Genomic DNA, 17,305 nt, shown 5'->3' with positions numbered 1-17,305 from the left:
ACCGGAATCGGCCCCGTCGAGCCGGTTCCCGACACGTTCACGCGTGAGGCACCGAACGAGCCTCGCTGGTACAAGCACGCGGTGTTCTACGAGGTGCTCATCCGGGGCTTCTACGACTCGAATGGCGACGGCACCGGCGATATCCGGGGACTGACGGAGAAGCTCGACTATCTGCAGTGGCTCGGCATCGACTGCATCTGGCTGCTGCCGATCTACCAGTCGCCGCTGCGCGACGGCGGGTACGATATCAGCGACTTCATGAAGATCCTCCCCGAGTTCGGCGACCTCGGCGACTTCGTGGAGCTCGTCGACGAGGCCCACAAGCGCGGCATCCGCGTCATCGCCGACCTGGTCATGAACCACACCAGCGACCAGCACCCGTGGTTCAAGGCGTCCCAGGAGGACCCGGACGGGCCGTTCGGCGACTTCTACGTCTGGTCCGACGCGGACGACCAGTACAAGGACGCCCGGATCATCTTCGTCGACACCGAGACGTCGAACTGGACGTACGACCCGGTGCGCGGCCAGTACTACTGGCACCGCTTCTTCAACCACCAGCCCGACCTGAACTTCGACAACCCCGCGGTTCAGGACGCGATGCTGGAGGTCCTGCGGTTCTGGCTGGACCTCGGCATCGACGGGTTCCGCCTCGACGCCGTGCCCTACCTGTACGAGCGGGAGGGCACCAACTGCGAGAACCTCAAGGAGACCCACGACTACCTCAAGCGGGTCCGCAAGGAGGTCGACCGGCTCTACCCCGACCGGGTGCTGCTGGCCGAGGCGAACCAGTGGCCCGCCGACGTCGTGGAGTACTTCGGCGACCCGGCGACGGGCGGCGACGAGTGCCACATGGCGTTCCACTTCCCGGTCATGCCGCGCATCTACATGGCGGTCCGCCGGGAGCAGCGCTACCCGATCTCCGAGATCATGGCGCAGACGCCGAAGATCCCGGAGAACGCCCAGTGGGGCATCTTCCTCCGCAACCACGACGAGCTGACGCTCGAGATGGTGACGGACGAAGAGCGCGACTACATGTACTCCGAGTACGCCAAGGACCCGCGGATGAAGGCCAACATCGGCATCCGCCGGCGTCTGGCGCCACTCCTGGACAACGACCGCAACCAGCTGGAGTTGTTCACCGCGCTGTTGCTGTCGCTACCCGGCTCGCCCGTGATCTACTACGGTGACGAGATCGGCATGGGCGACAACATCTGGCTGGGCGACCGCGACGGCGTGCGTACGCCCATGCAGTGGACCCCGGACCGCAACGCCGGCTTCTCCAAGGCCGACCCGGCCCGGCTCTACCTCCCCGCCATCATGGATCCGATCTACGGCCACCAGGCCATCAACGTCGAGTCGCAGCAGAACAACACCGGGTCGCTGCTGCACTGGACGCGCAAGATGATCGAGATCCGCAAGCGGCACCTGGTGTTCGGCGTCGGCGACTACACCGAGCTCACCGCCTCCAACCCGAGCGTGCTGGCGTTCGTGCGGGAGTTCGGTGAGGACCGCGTACTCTGCGTCAACAACCTCTCGCGCTTCCCGCAGCCGGTCGAGCTCGACCTGCGGCGGTTCGAGGGGGTCAACCCCGTGGAGTGCATGGGAGGGGTGCAATTCCCGCCAATTGGGGAGCTCCCGTATCTTCTGACGCTTCCTGGGCATGGTTTCTACTGGTTCCTCCTGTCCCCCAAGCCCGGGGGTGATGGCGAACAGCCATGAAGGACGCAGGAGGCACAGGCGAGGTGACATAGTCAGTGCGGCTGGAACGACTCGACGACCTGTTGGTGGACTGGCTCCCGCGCCAGCGCTGGTTCGCGGGCAAGGACCGGGAGATCGACGCGATCTCCGTCCTTTCCGACACGGAACTGGTCGAGGGCGATCCGTCGCTACATCACGTCATCATCGCCGTACGCCAGGCCGGGGGCACCGACCGGTACCAGGTGCCCCTGGGAGTACGCAGCGAGCTGCCCGGCCGACTCGAGTACGCGGCGATCGGGCAGCTCGACAACGAGACCCATCTCTACGACGCCGTGCACGACCCCGAGCTGACCCGGGTCTGGCTGGAGAACATGGCCGGCAACGTCGACGTCGGCCCGCTCGACTTCCGCTCGATCAGCGGCATCGACACCGAGCTGGACAGCCTCGCCAGCCCCGCCGAGCAGAGCAACACCTCACTGATCTACGGCGACGCCTACATCTGCAAGCTGTTCCGCCGGCTCACCCCCGGCATCAACCCGGACCTCGAACTCAGCCTCGGCCTCGCCCGGGCCGGCAGCAAACACGTCCCCGAGCTGTACGGCTGGTTCTCCAGCGACCTCGACGGCACCCTGTCGACGCTCGCGATGCTGTCGGAGTTCCTGCGCAGCGGGACCGACGGCTGGCAGCTCGCCGGCACCAGCGTCCGCGACCTGTACGCCGAGGCCGACCTGCGCGCCGACGAGGTCGGCGGCGACTTCGCCAGTGAGTCCGAGCGGCTCGGCGCCGCGACCGCCGAGGTCCACCGCGACCTGGCCACCGCGTTCGGCACCAGCGAGATGCGGCCCGCCGACGTGAGCGCGGTGGCCGACCGGATGCGCGCCCGGCTCGTCGAGACGTGCTCCGTCGTGCCCCAGCTCGCCCCGTACGCCGGCCGGCTCGCCGACGCCTTCGACGCCCTCGCCGAGCTGGAGCGGCCCCTGACCGTCCAGCGCGTCCACGGCGACTACCACCTGGGTCAGGTGATGCGGACCGACTCCGGCTGGATGCTGCTCGACTTCGAAGGCGAGCCCGCCAAGCCCCTGGAGGAGCGCCGGGCCCCCGCCCACCCGCTGCGCGACGTCGCCGGGATGCTGCGCTCGTTCGACTACGCGGCCCGGCACCTGCTGGTCAACGGCACGTCCCTGGGCGGCGACCCCGACCAGCTGGAGTTCCGCGCCCAGGAGTGGGCCGACCGCAACCGGGCCGCCTTCTGCCGCGGGTACGCCGAGGCGGGCGGCACCGACCCGGCCGCGAACGAGGTGGTCCTGCGCGCCTTCGAATTCGACAAGGCCGTCTACGAGGTCATGTACGAGGCGCGCAACCGGCCATCCTGGCTGCAGATCCCCCTCGGCTCCATCGCCGCCCTCAGCACCCGCTCCGAGGCGGATTATCTGTCGTACTGAAATGGCGGAGAAAAGGCACCCGTAAGGTGTTTTCGGCTCCGCACCCTCATTTCTGATCCGCAGGTCGGCCCGTAGGGTTCCGGTCGGGCGGAAACCCTAAGGGCGACCTGTCATCCCGCACCCTCGCCGGGATGTACCTGTTCGGCGAGAAGGAGCCGGAGGGTCTCCGGCGCCTCGGCGGCCACGGTCATGGCGTAACCGGCTTGTATCTGCTGGTCGGTGAGATTACCCGCCCGGGTCGCGTACCAGTGGCCCGCGTCGCTGCGCCAGACGACCCAGCCGGGAAAATCGGCCTCTAATGTGGCCTTGACAACGGCGAAATCCGCCATCTTGCCCCTTCGCGCTGGAAACACGGCCTTCTGTATACGAAAGTGGGTCGTATACGTCGAGGTGTCAAGACACCCGTAAGCGGAACGTTCCTGTATGGCTATGAGGAGGCAAGGTGGCTATCCTCCCCGCTTACGTCCGGATCGCCGGCGAACTCCGCGAACTCATTCGCGACGGCACCTACCCGCCCGGACGGCGGCTGCCCACGATCAGCCGGCTGTGCGACGTCCACGGCGTCTCGGAGATCGTGATCCGCCAGGCCTTCGCCCTCCTGCGGACCGAGGGGCTGATCGAGACGCGCCGGGGAGGCGGCACCGTGGTGCGTGGCCGGCCGCCCGTCCGGCGGCTGGCCATGGAGCGCTACCGCGCCGAGACGGCCCCGGCCGCGGTGCCCGCCACGTCCTTCACGGTCGACCACCAGATCACGTGGCGCGACTACCGCCTGGACCGGTCCTACTCGCGGCACCGCGCCGACGAGGAGCTGTCCGCGCTGTTCGCGGTGGAGCCGGGCACCCTGTTGCTGCGCCGGTACTTCGTCTTCTGGGCGCGCGGCGAGCCGCAGCAGATCTCCACGAACTACCTGCCGTGGAGCCTGGTCGAGGGCACGCCCGTGGCCGACCCGGACCGGGAGCCGTGGCCCGGGGGCACGCCGGCGCAGCTGGCGTTCCTCGGTCACCCGGCCACGCGCGTCGAGGAGGCGGTGCGGTCCCGGATGCCGACCCGGGAGGAGGCCGACACGCTGCGCATGGGCACCGGTGTCCCGGTCCTCACCATCACGCGGCGGATGTTCTCCGGCGACCGGGTCCTCGAGGTCTGCCGAGACATCGTCCTCCCGGCGGACCGCGTCGTCCTCGACTACGCGATCGATCTGTGATCTTGGGACCGGAGACCCAAGCGGGAAAGGCATGTCGGGACCGCGGCCTCTAGTGATATTGGAGCCGAACCGCGACAGTCATTTCGGAAGCGGGGAGGCTTCATGCGTTTCAACATGCTGGGACCGGTGGAGCTGCGAGTCGACGGCCGGACGACCTACCTCCGGGCGCCGAAGCACCGTACGCTCCTGACGGCTCTGCTCCTGCGGCCGGGCAGTCTCGTACGGCTGGACTCGCTGGCCGCCGCGCTGTGGCCCTCCGGGCCGCCGGCGTCCGGAGTCGCCAACATCCGCACGTACGTCCGTGAGCTGCGGACCTTCCTCGGACCGGCCGCGTCCCGGCTGGAGACCAGGGCGGGCGGCTATCTGCTGTCCGTCGAGCCGTCCGAGGTGGACGCGCTGGAGTTCACCACCCTCGCCCGCGAGGGCGACACGGCACTGCGGTCCGGCGACGCGGAACACGCGGCGGACGTGCTCGGCCGAGCCCTGACCCTGTGGCGGGGCGAGGTCTGCGAGGACGTTTCGGCGTGGGCCTCGCTGACCGCGGAGGCACTCCGGCTCACCGAGCAGCGCCTCAGGGCCGCGGTCCAGCTCGGCGACGCCTGGCTCCTCCTCGGCCGGCACGCGGAGATGATCGGCGAGTTGCGGCGCCTGACGGTCGAGCAGCCGTTGCACGAGCGCCTCCACGCGCAGCTGATGCTGGCGCTGTACCGGTCGGGCCGCCAGGCCGACGCCTTCACCGTCTACCACGTGCTGCGCCTGCGGCTGATCGACGAGCTGGGCGTCGAGCCGGGGATCGAGCTGCGCCGGCTCTACGACCGGATGCTCCGCGGCGACTTCGACGGCCGGGAGGATCCGCCGGCGCACCACGCCGAGGACCTCCTCGAGGCGGGCTGATCGCCCGCCTCGAACGGAGGTGTCGGCACCTGATCGGCCTCCGGTCAGGTGGCCGACGAGTAGTACAGGGCGTCGCCGACGAGGCGGATCGGGCCGCCCCCCTTCGTGGTGTTCTTCCAGGTCTTCCCGTTGTCGTGGGAGTACCTCATCGTCCAGCCGGTGCCGGTGCCCGCGTGCGGAAGCTTGCTGTGCTCCAAGCCCTGGTGCGCGGCGTAGATGACCTTGTGCTTGGCGGTCATCCCGGTGGCCGCGCCGCTCGTGATCATGTCGTCGTCGCTGGCGCCGATCAGTGTCCAGTCGGTGCCCTGGGCGGACTGCGGGTTCTGCCCGGACCACTTGAGGAAGCCGCTGCCGGGACGCATGTCGCTGCACTGCTTCCAGCCGTACGCGACCGTGCACGTCGTGGCCCAGCTGGTCCCGGTGAACGGCGTGCTGAGCGTGGCGACGTCCTCGACGAAGAGGCGTTTCGGCCACTTGCTCGACGTGGCGCCGTACCTGTTCACCCCGGTGATGGCCGCGCGGATGATGAGGCCACCCATGGAGTGGGCGACGACGTCCACCGACTTGCCCTTCTTGGTGTAGTTGTCGTAGATGTCCCACGCGAGCAGGCGGCCCAGTTCCTGGATCCGCGTGTTGAGGTTCCCGTTCTGCTTACGGGTGCAGTGGGTGTCCCCCTTGTAGTAGCCCCACGTGACGAAGTCCCCCGTCCAGCCCCGCTTGCGCAGCGCGGACATCGCGGTGTTCCAGGTCCCCTTGCAGTCGTCGCCGCCGCCGTTGACGTCGCCGTGCATGAGATCGCTGCCGTGGATGAAGTACACGGCCTCGTTCTTGCTGTTGTTCCGCGGCGGCGTCGCCGCGCTCGCGATCCCCTGGGTCCCCGCCAGCACCGCTCCGACGGCCACGGCCGCCGTCAGGCTTCGCATGATTCGTCGTGTCAACGCCACTACCTCCGGCCATCGGCAGCCGCGTCCGGGACGCCGGCTGTCTCCGCACTCGCGCGGCGATCATGGCCGGGGCTCATACATTGGCCGTACAGTCCGCATACAGGGCCAGCCCGCCCCGCCTCCGGAAGCACGTGGAGATCGAACCCCGCTGGAGGATTAGTCACCGGCGGTCGGGCAGGCTTAGGGGTGGCATACGAGAACATCCGAGGAGCGTCATGGCGCGGGTCACGCACGATGAGATCGACCGGTTGATCGGCGGAGATCACCACGACCCCCACAGCGTGCTCGGCGCCCATCCCGGGCCCGACGGCATCACCGTTCGCGCGTTGCGCCCGCTGGCCTCCACGGTGGAGGTGATCCTCCCGGGCGGTGCCCGCCGCCCGATGCGTCACGTACACGAGGGCGTCTTCGCGGTCACGCTGCCCGCCGACGCCGCGCTGGCCGGCGGGGAGCCCCAGGCCGTGCCCGACTACCGGCTCGCGGTCACGTACGACGGGCCCGAGATCCTGCAGGACGACCCGTACCGCCACCTGCCGACCCTGGGCGAGCTCGACCTGCACCTGATCGGCGAGGGCCGGCACGAGGAGCTGTGGAAGGTCCTGGGCGCGCACACCCGCGCGTACACCTCGGTCTTCGGCGCGGTCTCCGGCACGTCGTTCGCGGTGTGGGCCCCGAGCGCCCGCGGGGTCCGGGTCATCGGCGATTTCAACCACTGGGACGGGCGGGCCTACCCGATGCGCTCACTCGGCTCGACGGGGATCTGGGAGCTGTTCATCCCGGAGGTCGGCGACGGCACGAACTACAAGTTCGAGATCCTCGGCGCCGACCGGGTCTGGCGGCGCAAGGCCGACCCGATGGCGCGGTACGCCGAGCGGCCGCCCGCCACCGCGTCCACCGTCTTCACGTCCTCCTACGAGTGGGAGGACGACGAGTGGATGACGCGCCGCAAGTCGTACGACGCGCTGCACGCGCCGGTGAGCACGTACGAGGTGCACCTCGGCTCCTGGCGCACCGAGCTGGGCTACCGCGAGCTCGCCGACCAGCTGGTCGACTACGTCACCCACATGGGCTTCACGCACGTGGAGTTCCTGCCGGTGGCCGAGCACCCGTTCGGCGGGTCGTGGGGCTACCAGGTCACCTCGTACTACGCGCCCACGTCCCGCTTCGGGAGCCCCGACGACTTCCGCCACCTCGTCGACCGGCTGCACCAGGCCGGCGTCGGCGTCATCATCGACTGGGTCCCGGGACACTTCCCCAAGGACGAGTGGGCCCTGGCCCGCTTCGACGGCACGCCGCTGTACGAGCACGCCGACCCACGCCGGGGCGAGCAGAAGGACTGGGGCACGCTCATCTTCGACTTCGGCCGTACGGAGGTCCGCAACTTCCTCGTCGCCAACGCGAACTACTGGCTGGAGGAGTTCCACGTCGACGGGCTGCGCGTGGACGCCGTCGCCTCGATGCTCTACCTCGACTACTCCCGCGCCGAGGGCGAGTGGACGCCGAACATCTACGGCGGACGGGAGAACCTCGAGGCCATCGACTTCCTCAAGGAGATGAACGCCACCGTCTACAAGCGCTCCCCCGGCATCATGACGATCGCCGAGGAGTCCACCGCCTGGCCCGGCGTCTCACGCCCCACCCACCTCGGCGGGCTCGGCTTCGGGTTCAAGTGGAACATGGGCTGGATGCACGACACGCTCGCGTACCTCGAGCGCGACCCGCTCTACCGCGGCTACCACCACCACGAGATCACGTTCTCGATGGTGTACGCCTACTCGGAGAACTACGTGCTGCCGCTCTCGCACGACGAGGTGGTCCACGGCAAGGGCTCCCTGCTCGGCAAGATGCCCGGTGACGAGTGGCAGCGGTTCGCGAACCTCCGTGCGCTGCTGGCCTTCATGTGGGCGCACCCGGGCAAGCAGCTGCTGTTCATGGGCCAGGAGTTCGGGCAGGGCGCCGAATGGGCCGAGTCCCGATCCCTCGACTGGTGGCTGCTCGACGAGGCCGAGAACAACTACCACCGGGGAGTCCAGGCGCTGGTCCGCGACCTGAACCGCGCCTACACCGGGTCGCCGCAGCTGTGGACGATGGACGCCGACCCGGAGGGGTTCCGCTGGATCGCGGCGGACGACGTCGCGGGCAACGTCATCTCCTTCGTCCGGTACGCCCCCGACGGCTCGCCGCTCGCGTGCGTCGTCAACTTCTCCGGCATCCCGCACGAGGACTACCGGCTCGGCCTGCCCCGCCCGGGCCGCTGGCGGGAGCTGGTCAACACCGACGCGTACGAGTACGGCGGCAGCGGCGTCGGCAACCTCGGTGAGGTGGAGGCGGTCGAGGAGCCGAGCCACGGCCTGCCGGCCTCGACCCGCCTGCGGGTGCCCCCGCTCGGCGCCGTCTGGCTCGTCCCGGAGTGACCGTTGTGAGGGGGACGGCGACACCGCCATGATGGGACGGTGTTCGATGATCATTCGTCCCTTTCGGGGGGCCTCACCGCTGTCGGCCGGTGAGCGGTGACCTCGCTGTACCAGCGCGTCGCGGGCGGGAGCCTGGAACGCCTGTCGGCGCTGAACGACGGTGTGTTCGCGATCGTGCTCACGCTGCTCGTACTGGACCTGCACGTGCCCGCGGAGAAGCTGATCCACCGGCAGCGGCCGCTCTGGAGCGGCGGCGCGCTGTCCTCGGAGAGCGAGCTGTGGCATCTCCTCGGGGAGGTCGCGCCCAACCTGCTCACCTACCTGATGAGCTTCCTGACGCTCGGGATGTTCTACGTCGGCTCCCAGACGCTGTTCAACCACCTTCAGGGCAGCGACCGGAACTTCACCTGGCTGCACCTCACCTTCCTGCTCGGCGTCTCCCTGCTGCCCTTCACCACCGCCCTGCTGGCGCAGTTCATGACCTTCCGGATCGCCGTCGCCGTGTACTGGGTGAACCTCCTGGCACTGGGCCTGTTGCTGCTGGCCGGCGTCAAATACGCGCGGAGGGCCGGGCTGCTCGACACCGAACGGACGCCCGGGTTCCAGCGGGCGTTCGAACGCCGGATCGTGATCCCGCAGGTGCTGTACGCCGCCGCGTTCGCGCTGTGCGTGGTCAACACCTATGTGAGCATCGCGCTGGTCGTCCTGCTTCAGCTCAACTCGGCGATCGCGCCGAACATCCGGCCGCTCAACCGGTTCTGACCGCGGCGCCAAGCCGCCGTGATGAATAGGGCCACATGTGGCAATGACCTTGTGACGACGCCGCGCACTGCGAGAGATTTTCGCGCGCAACCTCAGGAGGTAGCGCGTGCGGATCTCAGCACGGCGAGGAGTCCTCGCCCCCATCGCAGTCGCGGCCGCCCTCACGGCGGCCGGGATGCCCGCCGCCCATGCGGCGAAGAAGCCGACGATCAAGGTGTCGGGCGGGGTCACCCAGCCCGTCTTCTCGTACCAGAACGCCATCCGGGAGTTCGTCCGGGTCCAGTCGAGCGTCGACGCCGACGGTGACGGCAAGAAGGACCTGATCCGGGTCGACATCATCCGGCCGAAGGAGACGAACGCCGGGCTCCAGGTGCCCGCCATCATCGACGAGAGCCCGTACTACGACAACGCGGGCCGGGGCAACGAGTCCGAGCGCAAGGCGTACGACGCCAACGGCAACCCGGTGAAGTTCCCGCTGTACTACGACAACTACTTCGTACCGCGCGGCTACGCCGTCCTGAACGTCGACATGGACGGCACGACGAAGTCCGATGGCTGCCCCACCTCCGGCGGCGCCTCCGACGTCCTCGGCGGCAAGGCCGTCATCGACTGGCTGGGCGGCCGGGCCAAGGCCTTCGACGCCCAGGGCAAGGAGGTGAAGGCCACCTGGTCCACCGGCCACGCCGGCATGATCGGCAAGTCGTACGACGGGACGCTCGCCAACGCCGTCGCCGCCACCGGCGTCAAGGGCCTGGACACGATCGTGCCGATCTCGGCGATCAGCTCCTGGTACGACTACAGCCGCGTGAACGGGACCATCTGGTTCAAGGGCGAGGAGGACGGGCTCGCGGAGTTCGTCGACACCGACCCGCCCGCCAAGTGCGCCGCCGTCCGCCAGAAGCTCGCCCAGGGTCAGGACGACGCCACCGGGAACTACAACCCGTTCTGGAATGAGCGGAACTACCGGGTCGGGCCGATCGCCGACGCGAGCAAGGTGCACGCCAGCGTCTTCGCGATCCACGGGCTGAACGACCTCAACGTCAAGCCGAGCCAGTTCTCCACCTGGTGGGCGGCGCTGGCCAAGCGCGGAGTGCCGCGGAAGGTGTGGCTGTCGCAGTACGGCCACGTCGACCCGTTCGACTTCCGCCGCGACGCCTGGGTCGACACCCTCCACCAGTGGTTCGACCACTGGCTGTGGAAGCTCCCCAACGGCGTCATGCAGCAGCCCCGCGCCGACGTGGAGGTGGCCCCCGACCAGTGGGCCACTCAGTCCGACTGGCCCGCGCCGCACACCCGGGCTCTGAGCCTGCGCCCGCAGGCCGACGGCACGCTCGGTCTCAAGGCCGGCGCCGGCACCGGCACGTACAGCGACACGAAGCAGGCCGAAGGCGACGACGTGTCCGACCCCACCACGGCGAAGCCGTACCGGCTGGCCTACACCACCCCACCGCTGAAGCAGGACGTCCGGCTGTCCGGCACGCCGCAGGTCAGCCTGAAGGTCAGGCTGAACAAGCCGACGGCCAACCTGGGCGCGCTGCTCGTCGACTACGGCACCGACACGCGGGTCAACTACCTCGGCGCCGGCTCGGGAGTGAAGACGCTGACCACCGAGGACTGCCACGGTGAGAGCACGGCCGCCGACGACGCCTGCTACAAGAAGGTGGTCACGGACACGGTGACGTCCGACGTCAACGTGGTGACCCGCGGCTACCTCGACGCGCAGAACCGGCTCTCCCTCAGCCATGCTTCACCGCTGACGCCCGGCACGACCTACTCGGTCCGCTGGGACACCCTGCCGCAGGACTACCGCTTCAAGGCCGGGCACCGGCTCGCCCTCGTCCTCATCGGCACCGACGCCGACACCCAGGACGACGACGCCACCGGCGCCGCGGTAACGGTCGACCTGGCCGGCAGCAAGGTCACCCTCCCGGTGATCGTCGGCGGCACACCGTCCGAGTCCGCCTTCTCCGCCGAACAGAAGTGGCGCGGCCCCACCCACGTGGTCCTGCCCAAGCAGCCCCACGACTTCCACTGATCAACGAATGAAGCGGGCCCCGGGACCGTCGTCCCGGGGCCCGCTCACGTACTGGCGATCCTCAGCCGAGGACGTCCTCGATGGAGTCGGCCGTAGCGGCCCGAATCCCCCACTCCACGAGTTGTCCCCAATCTGTGCATTCGGCGATACGGATGCGCTCCCGATCTGGGACCGCCACTTCACCAGCGGCGAGCATGGCCAAGACCAGCACGGTCGGCCCGGGGGGCGGGGCGTGCGAGGCGATTCGCGCGGTGGGTCATGGCTAGTTGCTGGGCGGCGAGGGTGACGCCCAGGCCCAGCCACAGGGCGTCGAAGGCGAACGGCTCGGCGAACACCGACTGCCCCAGCGCGCCGATCGCGAGCCGGGTGGCGATCGTGGCCAGCCACAGCAGGAGCGTGACGCCGCCGCCCCGGCGGTAGACCGCTCCGTCCTCGCCCCGCCACATCGGCATCGTCCGGCCACGAAGCACGCCGAAGATCGCAGAGGCGATCAGTGAGACGACTAGCAGGCTGATGCCGGCGGCGGTCGCGCGGGCGGGACCCGGCGGGACGAAGCCGCGGGCGACGCAGAGGACCACCCAGATCCAGTTCTGCCACCGCACCGGTCGCGTCATGAACTGCAGGGCGATGACGAGTACGGCGATGCCCACCGGCAGGGCCACGTTGACCGTCATGACTGTTACCGTTCCTCCTTGTCGCGGGGCACCAGCCCGGACGCCTCGGTCATGTAGCCGGCCAGCACGGTCGTCAGGTCGGAGCGGAAGGCGGCGTCACGGTCCGGGTCGGCCGGGTCGTGGCCGAGCCCGGAGAGCCAGGAGCGGTGCCCGAGTGCGTAGCCGTACGCGGAGGACAGGCCCAGCAGCACGACCGCCTCGATCCGATCCCGGCCGGGGACCTCTTCCCAGGGCAGTACCGCGCGAATGCCCTGGTCCATCGCGTCGACCAGCTCGCGCAGGCCCAGATCCGCCATTCCGAGGTCGGCGTGCAGCTCCGCCCACGCCCACAGGCGTACGTACCGCTCGTCCGCGAGCGTGTCGAACAGCACGCCCATCATCCCCTTGGCGGTCGGCAGGCCCGCCTCTGCGCGGATGCGGTCGCGGACTCGCTCGCGCAGCAGCGCGTTCTCCCGCCGGAGGACCTCCCGGACCAGTGCACCGTAGGTGCCGAAGTAGTGCGTCACCAGGCCGTGCGTGACCCCGACCGCCTCGGCCACCTGCCGCAGCCCGACCCCGTCCGGCCCGCGCTCGGCGATGAGCGCCGCCGCGGCCGTCAAGATCTCCTCGCGCGCCTCGGCGGGCGTACGACGCCTGCGCCGCTCTCCCGCCATCCGTACTCGCCCCCGTTATTGTCAAGCGTGACAATAACATTCGCGATCTTGTCCGTACACCGATTAAGAAGAGGCGGTCTCAGCCGAGGCGGTCCAGGAGCCAGCGGGGCCCGACGACGGAAGCGCCGGCCGACTCGGCGCGGCGGCGCAACTCGCGATCGGCGGTCACGACGGTCCGGCTCTCGTCCGCCTCGGGCACGGCGAGCAGGGCGATGGTGTCGTCGCCGCTGCCCGGCGCCGCCACCACTCGTACCCCGGGAACACTCGGCACGCCCCGAGCGGCGCCTTCGGTGACCAGGATGATCTCCGGATGAGCGATGCCCGGGCCCGCTTCCGGCAGCCCCTCCACCCCACCGAGGGCGGCGAGCCGGTCGCGCAGCCGTTCGTTGGCACCGGCCCGGTCCCGCCACCAGCCGTCGGCCCGGGAACCCACGACGTTCGCCCCGTCGACGATGAGAATGGGCTTCGCCGGAGCTGGATCTTCATCGCGATCCGTCATGAGGCCACCATGCCCCGTCCCGTCCTGATTGAAGCGACAGGGTTGACTTCGAGCGCGCTCTAAATCGTTGGATCTTCGTATGGCAACGAAATCGGCCCTGGTCACCGGGGCGAACAAGGGCATCGGACTGGAGATCGCTCGCGGGTTGGCCCAGTACGGCTGTGCGGTGCTGGTGTCCTCGCGCGATCGGAACCGAGGCGAACAGGCGGTCGCCGCCCTGAGCGCCGAAGGCGGCGAGTTCCACCATGTCCGGCTCGACGTCACGGACGAATCGTCGATCGCCGAGGCGGCGCGATGGATCGGCGATCGATTCGGACGGCTCGACATCCTGGTGAACAACGCCGGGATCACCGACCGTCCGGTGGGCGGTCCGCCGAGCGAGACGGACGTGGCCGCGATGCGGGCGGTCTATGAGACCAACGTGTTCGGGGTGGTGGCCGTGACGAACGCGATGCTGCCGCTGCTGAGGCGTTCGCCGGCGGGCCGGATCGTCAACGTCTCCAGCCGCCTGGCGTCGATCAGCATGCACGCGGCTCCCGACTCGACGTTGCCGTCCTTGCTGGCCTACGGGTCGTCCAAGTCGGCGCTGAACGCGGTCACCGCGCAGTACGCCAAGGAGCTGCGAGAGACCGCGATCAAGATCAACGCGTGCGAGCCCGGTCACTGCGCCACCGACCTCAACGAATACCGGGGCGCCCGTACGCCGGCGCAGGGCGCCAAGGTCGCCGTCGACCTGGCTCTGACCGGCGAAGACGGGCCCACGGGTGGCTACTTCGACGAGAACGGCCCGCTGCCCTGGTAGGACGACGTACGGCGCTCAGGAGAGGAGGCCGCGGAGCCAGCTCGGGTCGGCGAGCGCCGCGCCCGCCGCCAGCGTGCGGCGCCTCCGCTCCGGATCGCCCGTGACGACGACGCGATGCTCGTCCGGAGCGCCCGGTGCGGCCAGCTCGGTGAACGCCTCGGCCCCGGCCGGCACCGCCACGACCCGTACGCCGTCCACTCCGGGAACGTCCGCGTCGCCTATGGCCAGGACGATCTCCGGATAGGACAGGTCGGCGACGGTGCCCGGGAGGTCCGGAACGGGGCCGAGCGCGGCGAGCCGGTCGCGGAGCCACTCGACGGCGGCGGCGCCGTCGCCGTCCGTCCCGTCGAGGGCGGCGGCGTCCACGACGAGCACCGGGCGGACGAGTGCCTCGCGGAGCCGGGACCAGCCGTCGGCGAACGCGGGGAACAGCTTCTTGCGGGGCACCTCGTCGGCGTGGACCCAGGCGACGGCGGCGGTCTCGAAGGACGCGCGGCGGACGCGGGGCCGCTCGGCGACCGAGGCGATCACCGTTTCGTACGACCAGCCGCCGTGGTGTTCGCCGACGAGGCCGTGGACCCGGACGACGGACGGGTCGAGTGTGCTCTCCTCCCCCGCCTCGCGCAGCGCCCCTGTGATCGCGTCCTCGTGGCTGTGGCGGGCGCCCCCGAGAATCCCCCAGGTGCCGCCGCCGATCGACAGGAGGGCGCGTTTCTGGAGGAGGACGTGCGGCTCGGGACCCTGGTGATAGAGGAGCAGACCGGCGGCACCGTGCCGTCCCCAGTGGCGATGACCCGCGTCGCAATTCACCCAGCCGTCCCCGTCGCCCATACCAGTGAGCGTAACGGGCAGGTCGGGGCGGCCTCCGCCGGAAACCACCCGCACAGCCGGGCTGACCACCGGTTTTTCGGGCATTGACGCGGCTCGCCAGCGGAGTTAGCTTCCCACCAACTGGAAAGAAGGTTTTCTTTTCGGCCAGTACGGCGCCGTGCTCCTCCCCCGCCAGTCTCAGAGGAGCCGAACTTGAGACGGACCATCCTCCGGCTCGTCGTCGCGTTCGCGGCGACGGCCCTCCTCGCCCTGCCCCACTTCACCCCGAACGCCCGCGCGGCCACCGCTCCCACCGCCACCTTCACCAAGGACTCCGGCTGGGGCACCGGCTACCAGGGCAAGTACACGATCACCAACGGCGGATCCACGACCCTGAACGGCTGGAAGGTCGAGTTCGACGTGCCCGCCGGCGGATCCGTCGGGTCGTACTGGGACGCGCTGATGACCCAGAGCGGCACGCACTACACCTTCACCAACCGCGACTACAACGGCACCCTCGCGCCCGGCGCCTCGGCGAGCTTCGGCTGGGTCGGCGCGCCCGAGTCGGCGACCCCGCTGAACTGCAAGCTCAACGGGCAGTCCTGCACCGGCGGCGGTGGCGGTGGGGGCGACACGTCACCGCCGACGACGCCCACCGGCCTCCGCGTCAGCGGCACGACGTCAAGCTCCCTCAGCCTGGCCTGGACCGCGTCCACCGACGACGTCGGCGTCACGGACTACCGCGTGTACGAGGGATCCACGGTGGTCGCCACGTCGACCACGACCAGCGCGACGATCGGCGGGCTGGCCGCGAGCAGCAGCCACACCTACACCGTCACGGCACGGGACGCGGCGGGGAACGAGTCTGCCAAGAGCGCGCCGGTCACCGGCACGACGCAGTCCGGCGGCGGTGGCGGCGGCTCGTACCAGAAGGTCGGCTACTACCCCCAGTGGGGCATCTACGGCCGCAACTACTGGATCAAGAACCTCGACACGACGGGCGCGGCCGGGAAGCTCACCGTGCTCAACTACGCGTTTGAGAACCTCGACCCGACCAACCTGACCTGCCTGGAGACCACGAAGAGCACGTCGACCAACCCGGAGGACCCCGACCAGGGCACCGGCGCTGGTGACGCGTACGCCGACTACGGTGACTCGGTGTCGGCGGCCAACAGCGTCGACGGCGTCGGCGACACGTGGGACCAGAAGCTGAAGGGCAACTTCAACCAGATTAAGAAGCTCAAGGCGAAGTACCCGAACCTGAAGGTGCTCGTGTCGATCGGCGGCTGGACGTACTCGAAGTTCTTCTCCGACGCCGCCAAGACGGACGCCGGGCGCAAGAAGCTCGTCAGCTCCTGCATCGACATGTTCATCAAGGGCAACCTGCCGGTGTCGTCCGACGGGACCGGCGGCGCCGGGACCGGCGCGGGCGTGTTCGACGGCATCGACGTCGACTGGGAGTGGCCGGGCGACCCGAACGGGCACCCGGGTAACCACTACGACCCGAGCGACAAGGCGAACCTCACCGCGCTGCTCGCGGAGTTCCGCAGCCAGCTGGACGCCCTGGGTGGTGGCCACCTGCTGACCGCCTTCACCCCGGCCGACCCGGTCAAGGTCAACAACGGCTGGGACCTGTCCAAGATCTTCAACTCCCTGGACTTCGCCAACGTGCAGGGGTACGACTTCCACGGCGCGGGCAGCGACAACTCCTGGGAGCCGAACCGCACCGGCGACCAGGCGAACCTGTACGTCGACAACAACGACCCGTACTCCACCCACTTCAGCGTCGACTCGGCGGTGAAGGTCTACACCGACGCGGGGGTGAGCACCCGCAAACTGACGATCGGGATCCCGTTCTACGGCCGGGGCTGGCAGCAGGTGGCCGACGGCGGCAAGAACGGCGAGTGGCAGTCCGCGAACGGCGCGGCACCCGGCGACTTCCCGGAGGAGGCCGGCACCCGGGGTTACAAGAACATCGCCGCGAACGTCCCGGGCTGCACGGTGTACCACAACGAGCAGGCCGTCGCGACGTACTGCTACACCGGCGCGAACGGCCAGTGGTGGACGTTCGACGACCCCTGGTCCATCGGGAAGAAGACCGACTACATCAAGAGCAAGAACCTGCTCGGCGCGATGATCTGGGAGATGTCCGGGGACACCGGCACCCTGATGACCGCGCTGTCCTCGGGACTCGGCTGACCCATCGTGGGCCGGTGCCCCCGAGGCACCGGCCCACCCCGCCGACCCCCACGAACCGACCCACCCCGCCGATCCCCACGAACCGACCCACCCCGCCGTCCCCCGTGGTCCAACGGGCCTACCTCGTCGGACCGCCACCACGGCCCGGCGGGTCCACCCACCCCGCCGACCCCCACACCCTGACAAGCTCCCGCCCGTCCCGGCCGGACCCCGTCCCGGGCCACCGGGCCTCGGCCGCCCGCCCGCCGGATCGTCGCCTCGGTGCGACGCGGCGGTGG

Annotated in this window: 15 protein-coding genes; 9 read left to right on the top strand and 6 right to left on the bottom strand. The window is 69.6% G+C overall.

Features of this window, described 5'->3' with window-relative positions; genetic code table 11:
- The first annotated feature begins 6 nt into the window (after positions 1–6).
- Together treS and AB0I04_RS21945 are read left to right on the top strand one after the other, a co-directional pair.
- Complete coding sequence (gene treS / locus AB0I04_RS21950) at positions 7–1,719, top strand: maltose alpha-D-glucosyltransferase (protein ID WP_360887440.1); 1,713 nt, start codon at positions 7–9, stop codon at positions 1,717–1,719.
- Positions 1,720–1,754: 35 nt separating this feature from the next.
- Positions 1,755–3,140 (top strand): phosphotransferase, encoded by a 1,386-nt coding sequence (locus AB0I04_RS21945; RefSeq protein WP_360887112.1) that lies wholly within the window; start codon positions 1,755–1,757, stop codon positions 3,138–3,140.
- A 110-nt stretch (positions 3,141–3,250) separates the two neighbouring features.
- On the opposite strand, the gene AB0I04_RS21940 is transcribed toward AB0I04_RS21945, so the two are convergent.
- Complete coding sequence (locus AB0I04_RS21940; RefSeq protein WP_360887111.1) at positions 3,251–3,469, bottom strand: hypothetical protein; 219 nt, start codon at positions 3,467–3,469, stop codon at positions 3,251–3,253.
- 113 nt (positions 3,470–3,582) lie between these two features.
- On the opposite strand from AB0I04_RS21940, the gene AB0I04_RS21935 reads away from it, so the two are divergent.
- The gene (locus AB0I04_RS21935; protein WP_360887109.1) at positions 3,583–4,341 is read left to right on the top strand and encodes a GntR family transcriptional regulator; all 759 of its coding nucleotides are present in this window, start codon (positions 3,583–3,585) and stop codon (positions 4,339–4,341) included.
- 102 nt (positions 4,342–4,443) lie between these two features.
- Complete coding sequence (locus AB0I04_RS21930) at positions 4,444–5,235, top strand: AfsR/SARP family transcriptional regulator (RefSeq protein ID WP_360887107.1); 792 nt, start codon at positions 4,444–4,446, stop codon at positions 5,233–5,235.
- 44 nt (positions 5,236–5,279) lie between these two features.
- On the opposite strand, the gene AB0I04_RS21925 is transcribed toward AB0I04_RS21930, so the two are convergent.
- A complete protein-coding gene (locus AB0I04_RS21925; protein WP_360887105.1) occupies positions 5,280–6,158 on the bottom strand; it encodes a hypothetical protein in 879 nt (292 codons plus the stop codon).
- 236 nt (positions 6,159–6,394) lie between these two features.
- Between AB0I04_RS21925 and glgB the strand changes: the two genes are divergently transcribed.
- The 3 genes from glgB (at position 6,395) to AB0I04_RS21910 (ending at position 11,390) form a co-directional block, all read left to right on the top strand.
- Positions 6,395–8,593: a 1,4-alpha-glucan branching protein GlgB gene (gene glgB / locus AB0I04_RS21920; RefSeq protein WP_360887103.1), complete on the top strand. Its 2,199-nt coding sequence runs from the start codon at positions 6,395–6,397 to the stop codon at positions 8,591–8,593.
- 96 nt (positions 8,594–8,689) lie between these two features.
- A complete protein-coding gene (locus AB0I04_RS21915; protein WP_360887101.1) occupies positions 8,690–9,355 on the top strand; it encodes a TMEM175 family protein in 666 nt (221 codons plus the stop codon).
- Positions 9,356–9,461: 106 nt separating this feature from the next.
- On the top strand, positions 9,462–11,390 hold the full coding sequence (locus AB0I04_RS21910) for a Xaa-Pro dipeptidyl-peptidase (protein WP_360887099.1): 1,929 nt from the start codon (positions 9,462–9,464) through the stop codon (positions 11,388–11,390).
- Positions 11,391–11,569: 179 nt separating this feature from the next.
- Here AB0I04_RS21910 and AB0I04_RS21905 read toward each other — a convergent pair whose 3' ends face one another.
- From AB0I04_RS21905 to AB0I04_RS21895, 3 genes are all read right to left on the bottom strand, one after another.
- Positions 11,570–12,064 (bottom strand): hypothetical protein, encoded by a 495-nt coding sequence (locus AB0I04_RS21905; RefSeq protein WP_360887097.1) that lies wholly within the window; start codon positions 12,062–12,064, stop codon positions 11,570–11,572.
- Between the two features lie 5 nt (positions 12,065–12,069).
- Positions 12,070–12,717: a TetR/AcrR family transcriptional regulator gene (locus AB0I04_RS21900; RefSeq protein WP_360887095.1), complete on the bottom strand. Its 648-nt coding sequence runs from the start codon at positions 12,715–12,717 to the stop codon at positions 12,070–12,072.
- 79 nt (positions 12,718–12,796) lie between these two features.
- Positions 12,797–13,216: a hypothetical protein gene (locus AB0I04_RS21895; protein WP_360887093.1), complete on the bottom strand. Its 420-nt coding sequence runs from the start codon at positions 13,214–13,216 to the stop codon at positions 12,797–12,799.
- Between the two features lie 79 nt (positions 13,217–13,295).
- On the opposite strand from AB0I04_RS21895, the gene AB0I04_RS21890 reads away from it, so the two are divergent.
- Positions 13,296–14,018 (top strand): SDR family oxidoreductase, encoded by a 723-nt coding sequence (locus tag AB0I04_RS21890; RefSeq protein ID WP_360887091.1) that lies wholly within the window; start codon positions 13,296–13,298, stop codon positions 14,016–14,018.
- Positions 14,019–14,033: 15 nt separating this feature from the next.
- On the opposite strand, the gene AB0I04_RS21885 is transcribed toward AB0I04_RS21890, so the two are convergent.
- Positions 14,034–14,849 carry an NUDIX domain-containing protein gene (locus AB0I04_RS21885; RefSeq protein ID WP_360887089.1) on the bottom strand — a complete coding sequence of 272 codons (816 nt, stop codon included), beginning with the start codon at positions 14,847–14,849 and terminating at the stop codon, positions 14,034–14,036.
- Positions 14,850–15,041: 192 nt separating this feature from the next.
- On the opposite strand from AB0I04_RS21885, the gene AB0I04_RS21880 reads away from it, so the two are divergent.
- A complete protein-coding gene (locus AB0I04_RS21880; RefSeq protein ID WP_360887087.1) occupies positions 15,042–17,027 on the top strand; it encodes a glycosyl hydrolase family 18 protein in 1,986 nt (661 codons plus the stop codon).
- Positions 17,028–17,305 lie beyond the last annotated feature (278 nt).

The sequence above is a fragment of the Actinoallomurus sp. NPDC050550 genome (assembly GCF_040655075.1).
Taxonomy (GTDB): Bacteria; Actinomycetota; Actinomycetes; order Streptosporangiales; family Streptosporangiaceae; genus Actinoallomurus.
This window is presented reverse-complemented; position numbering and strand designations above follow the sequence as displayed.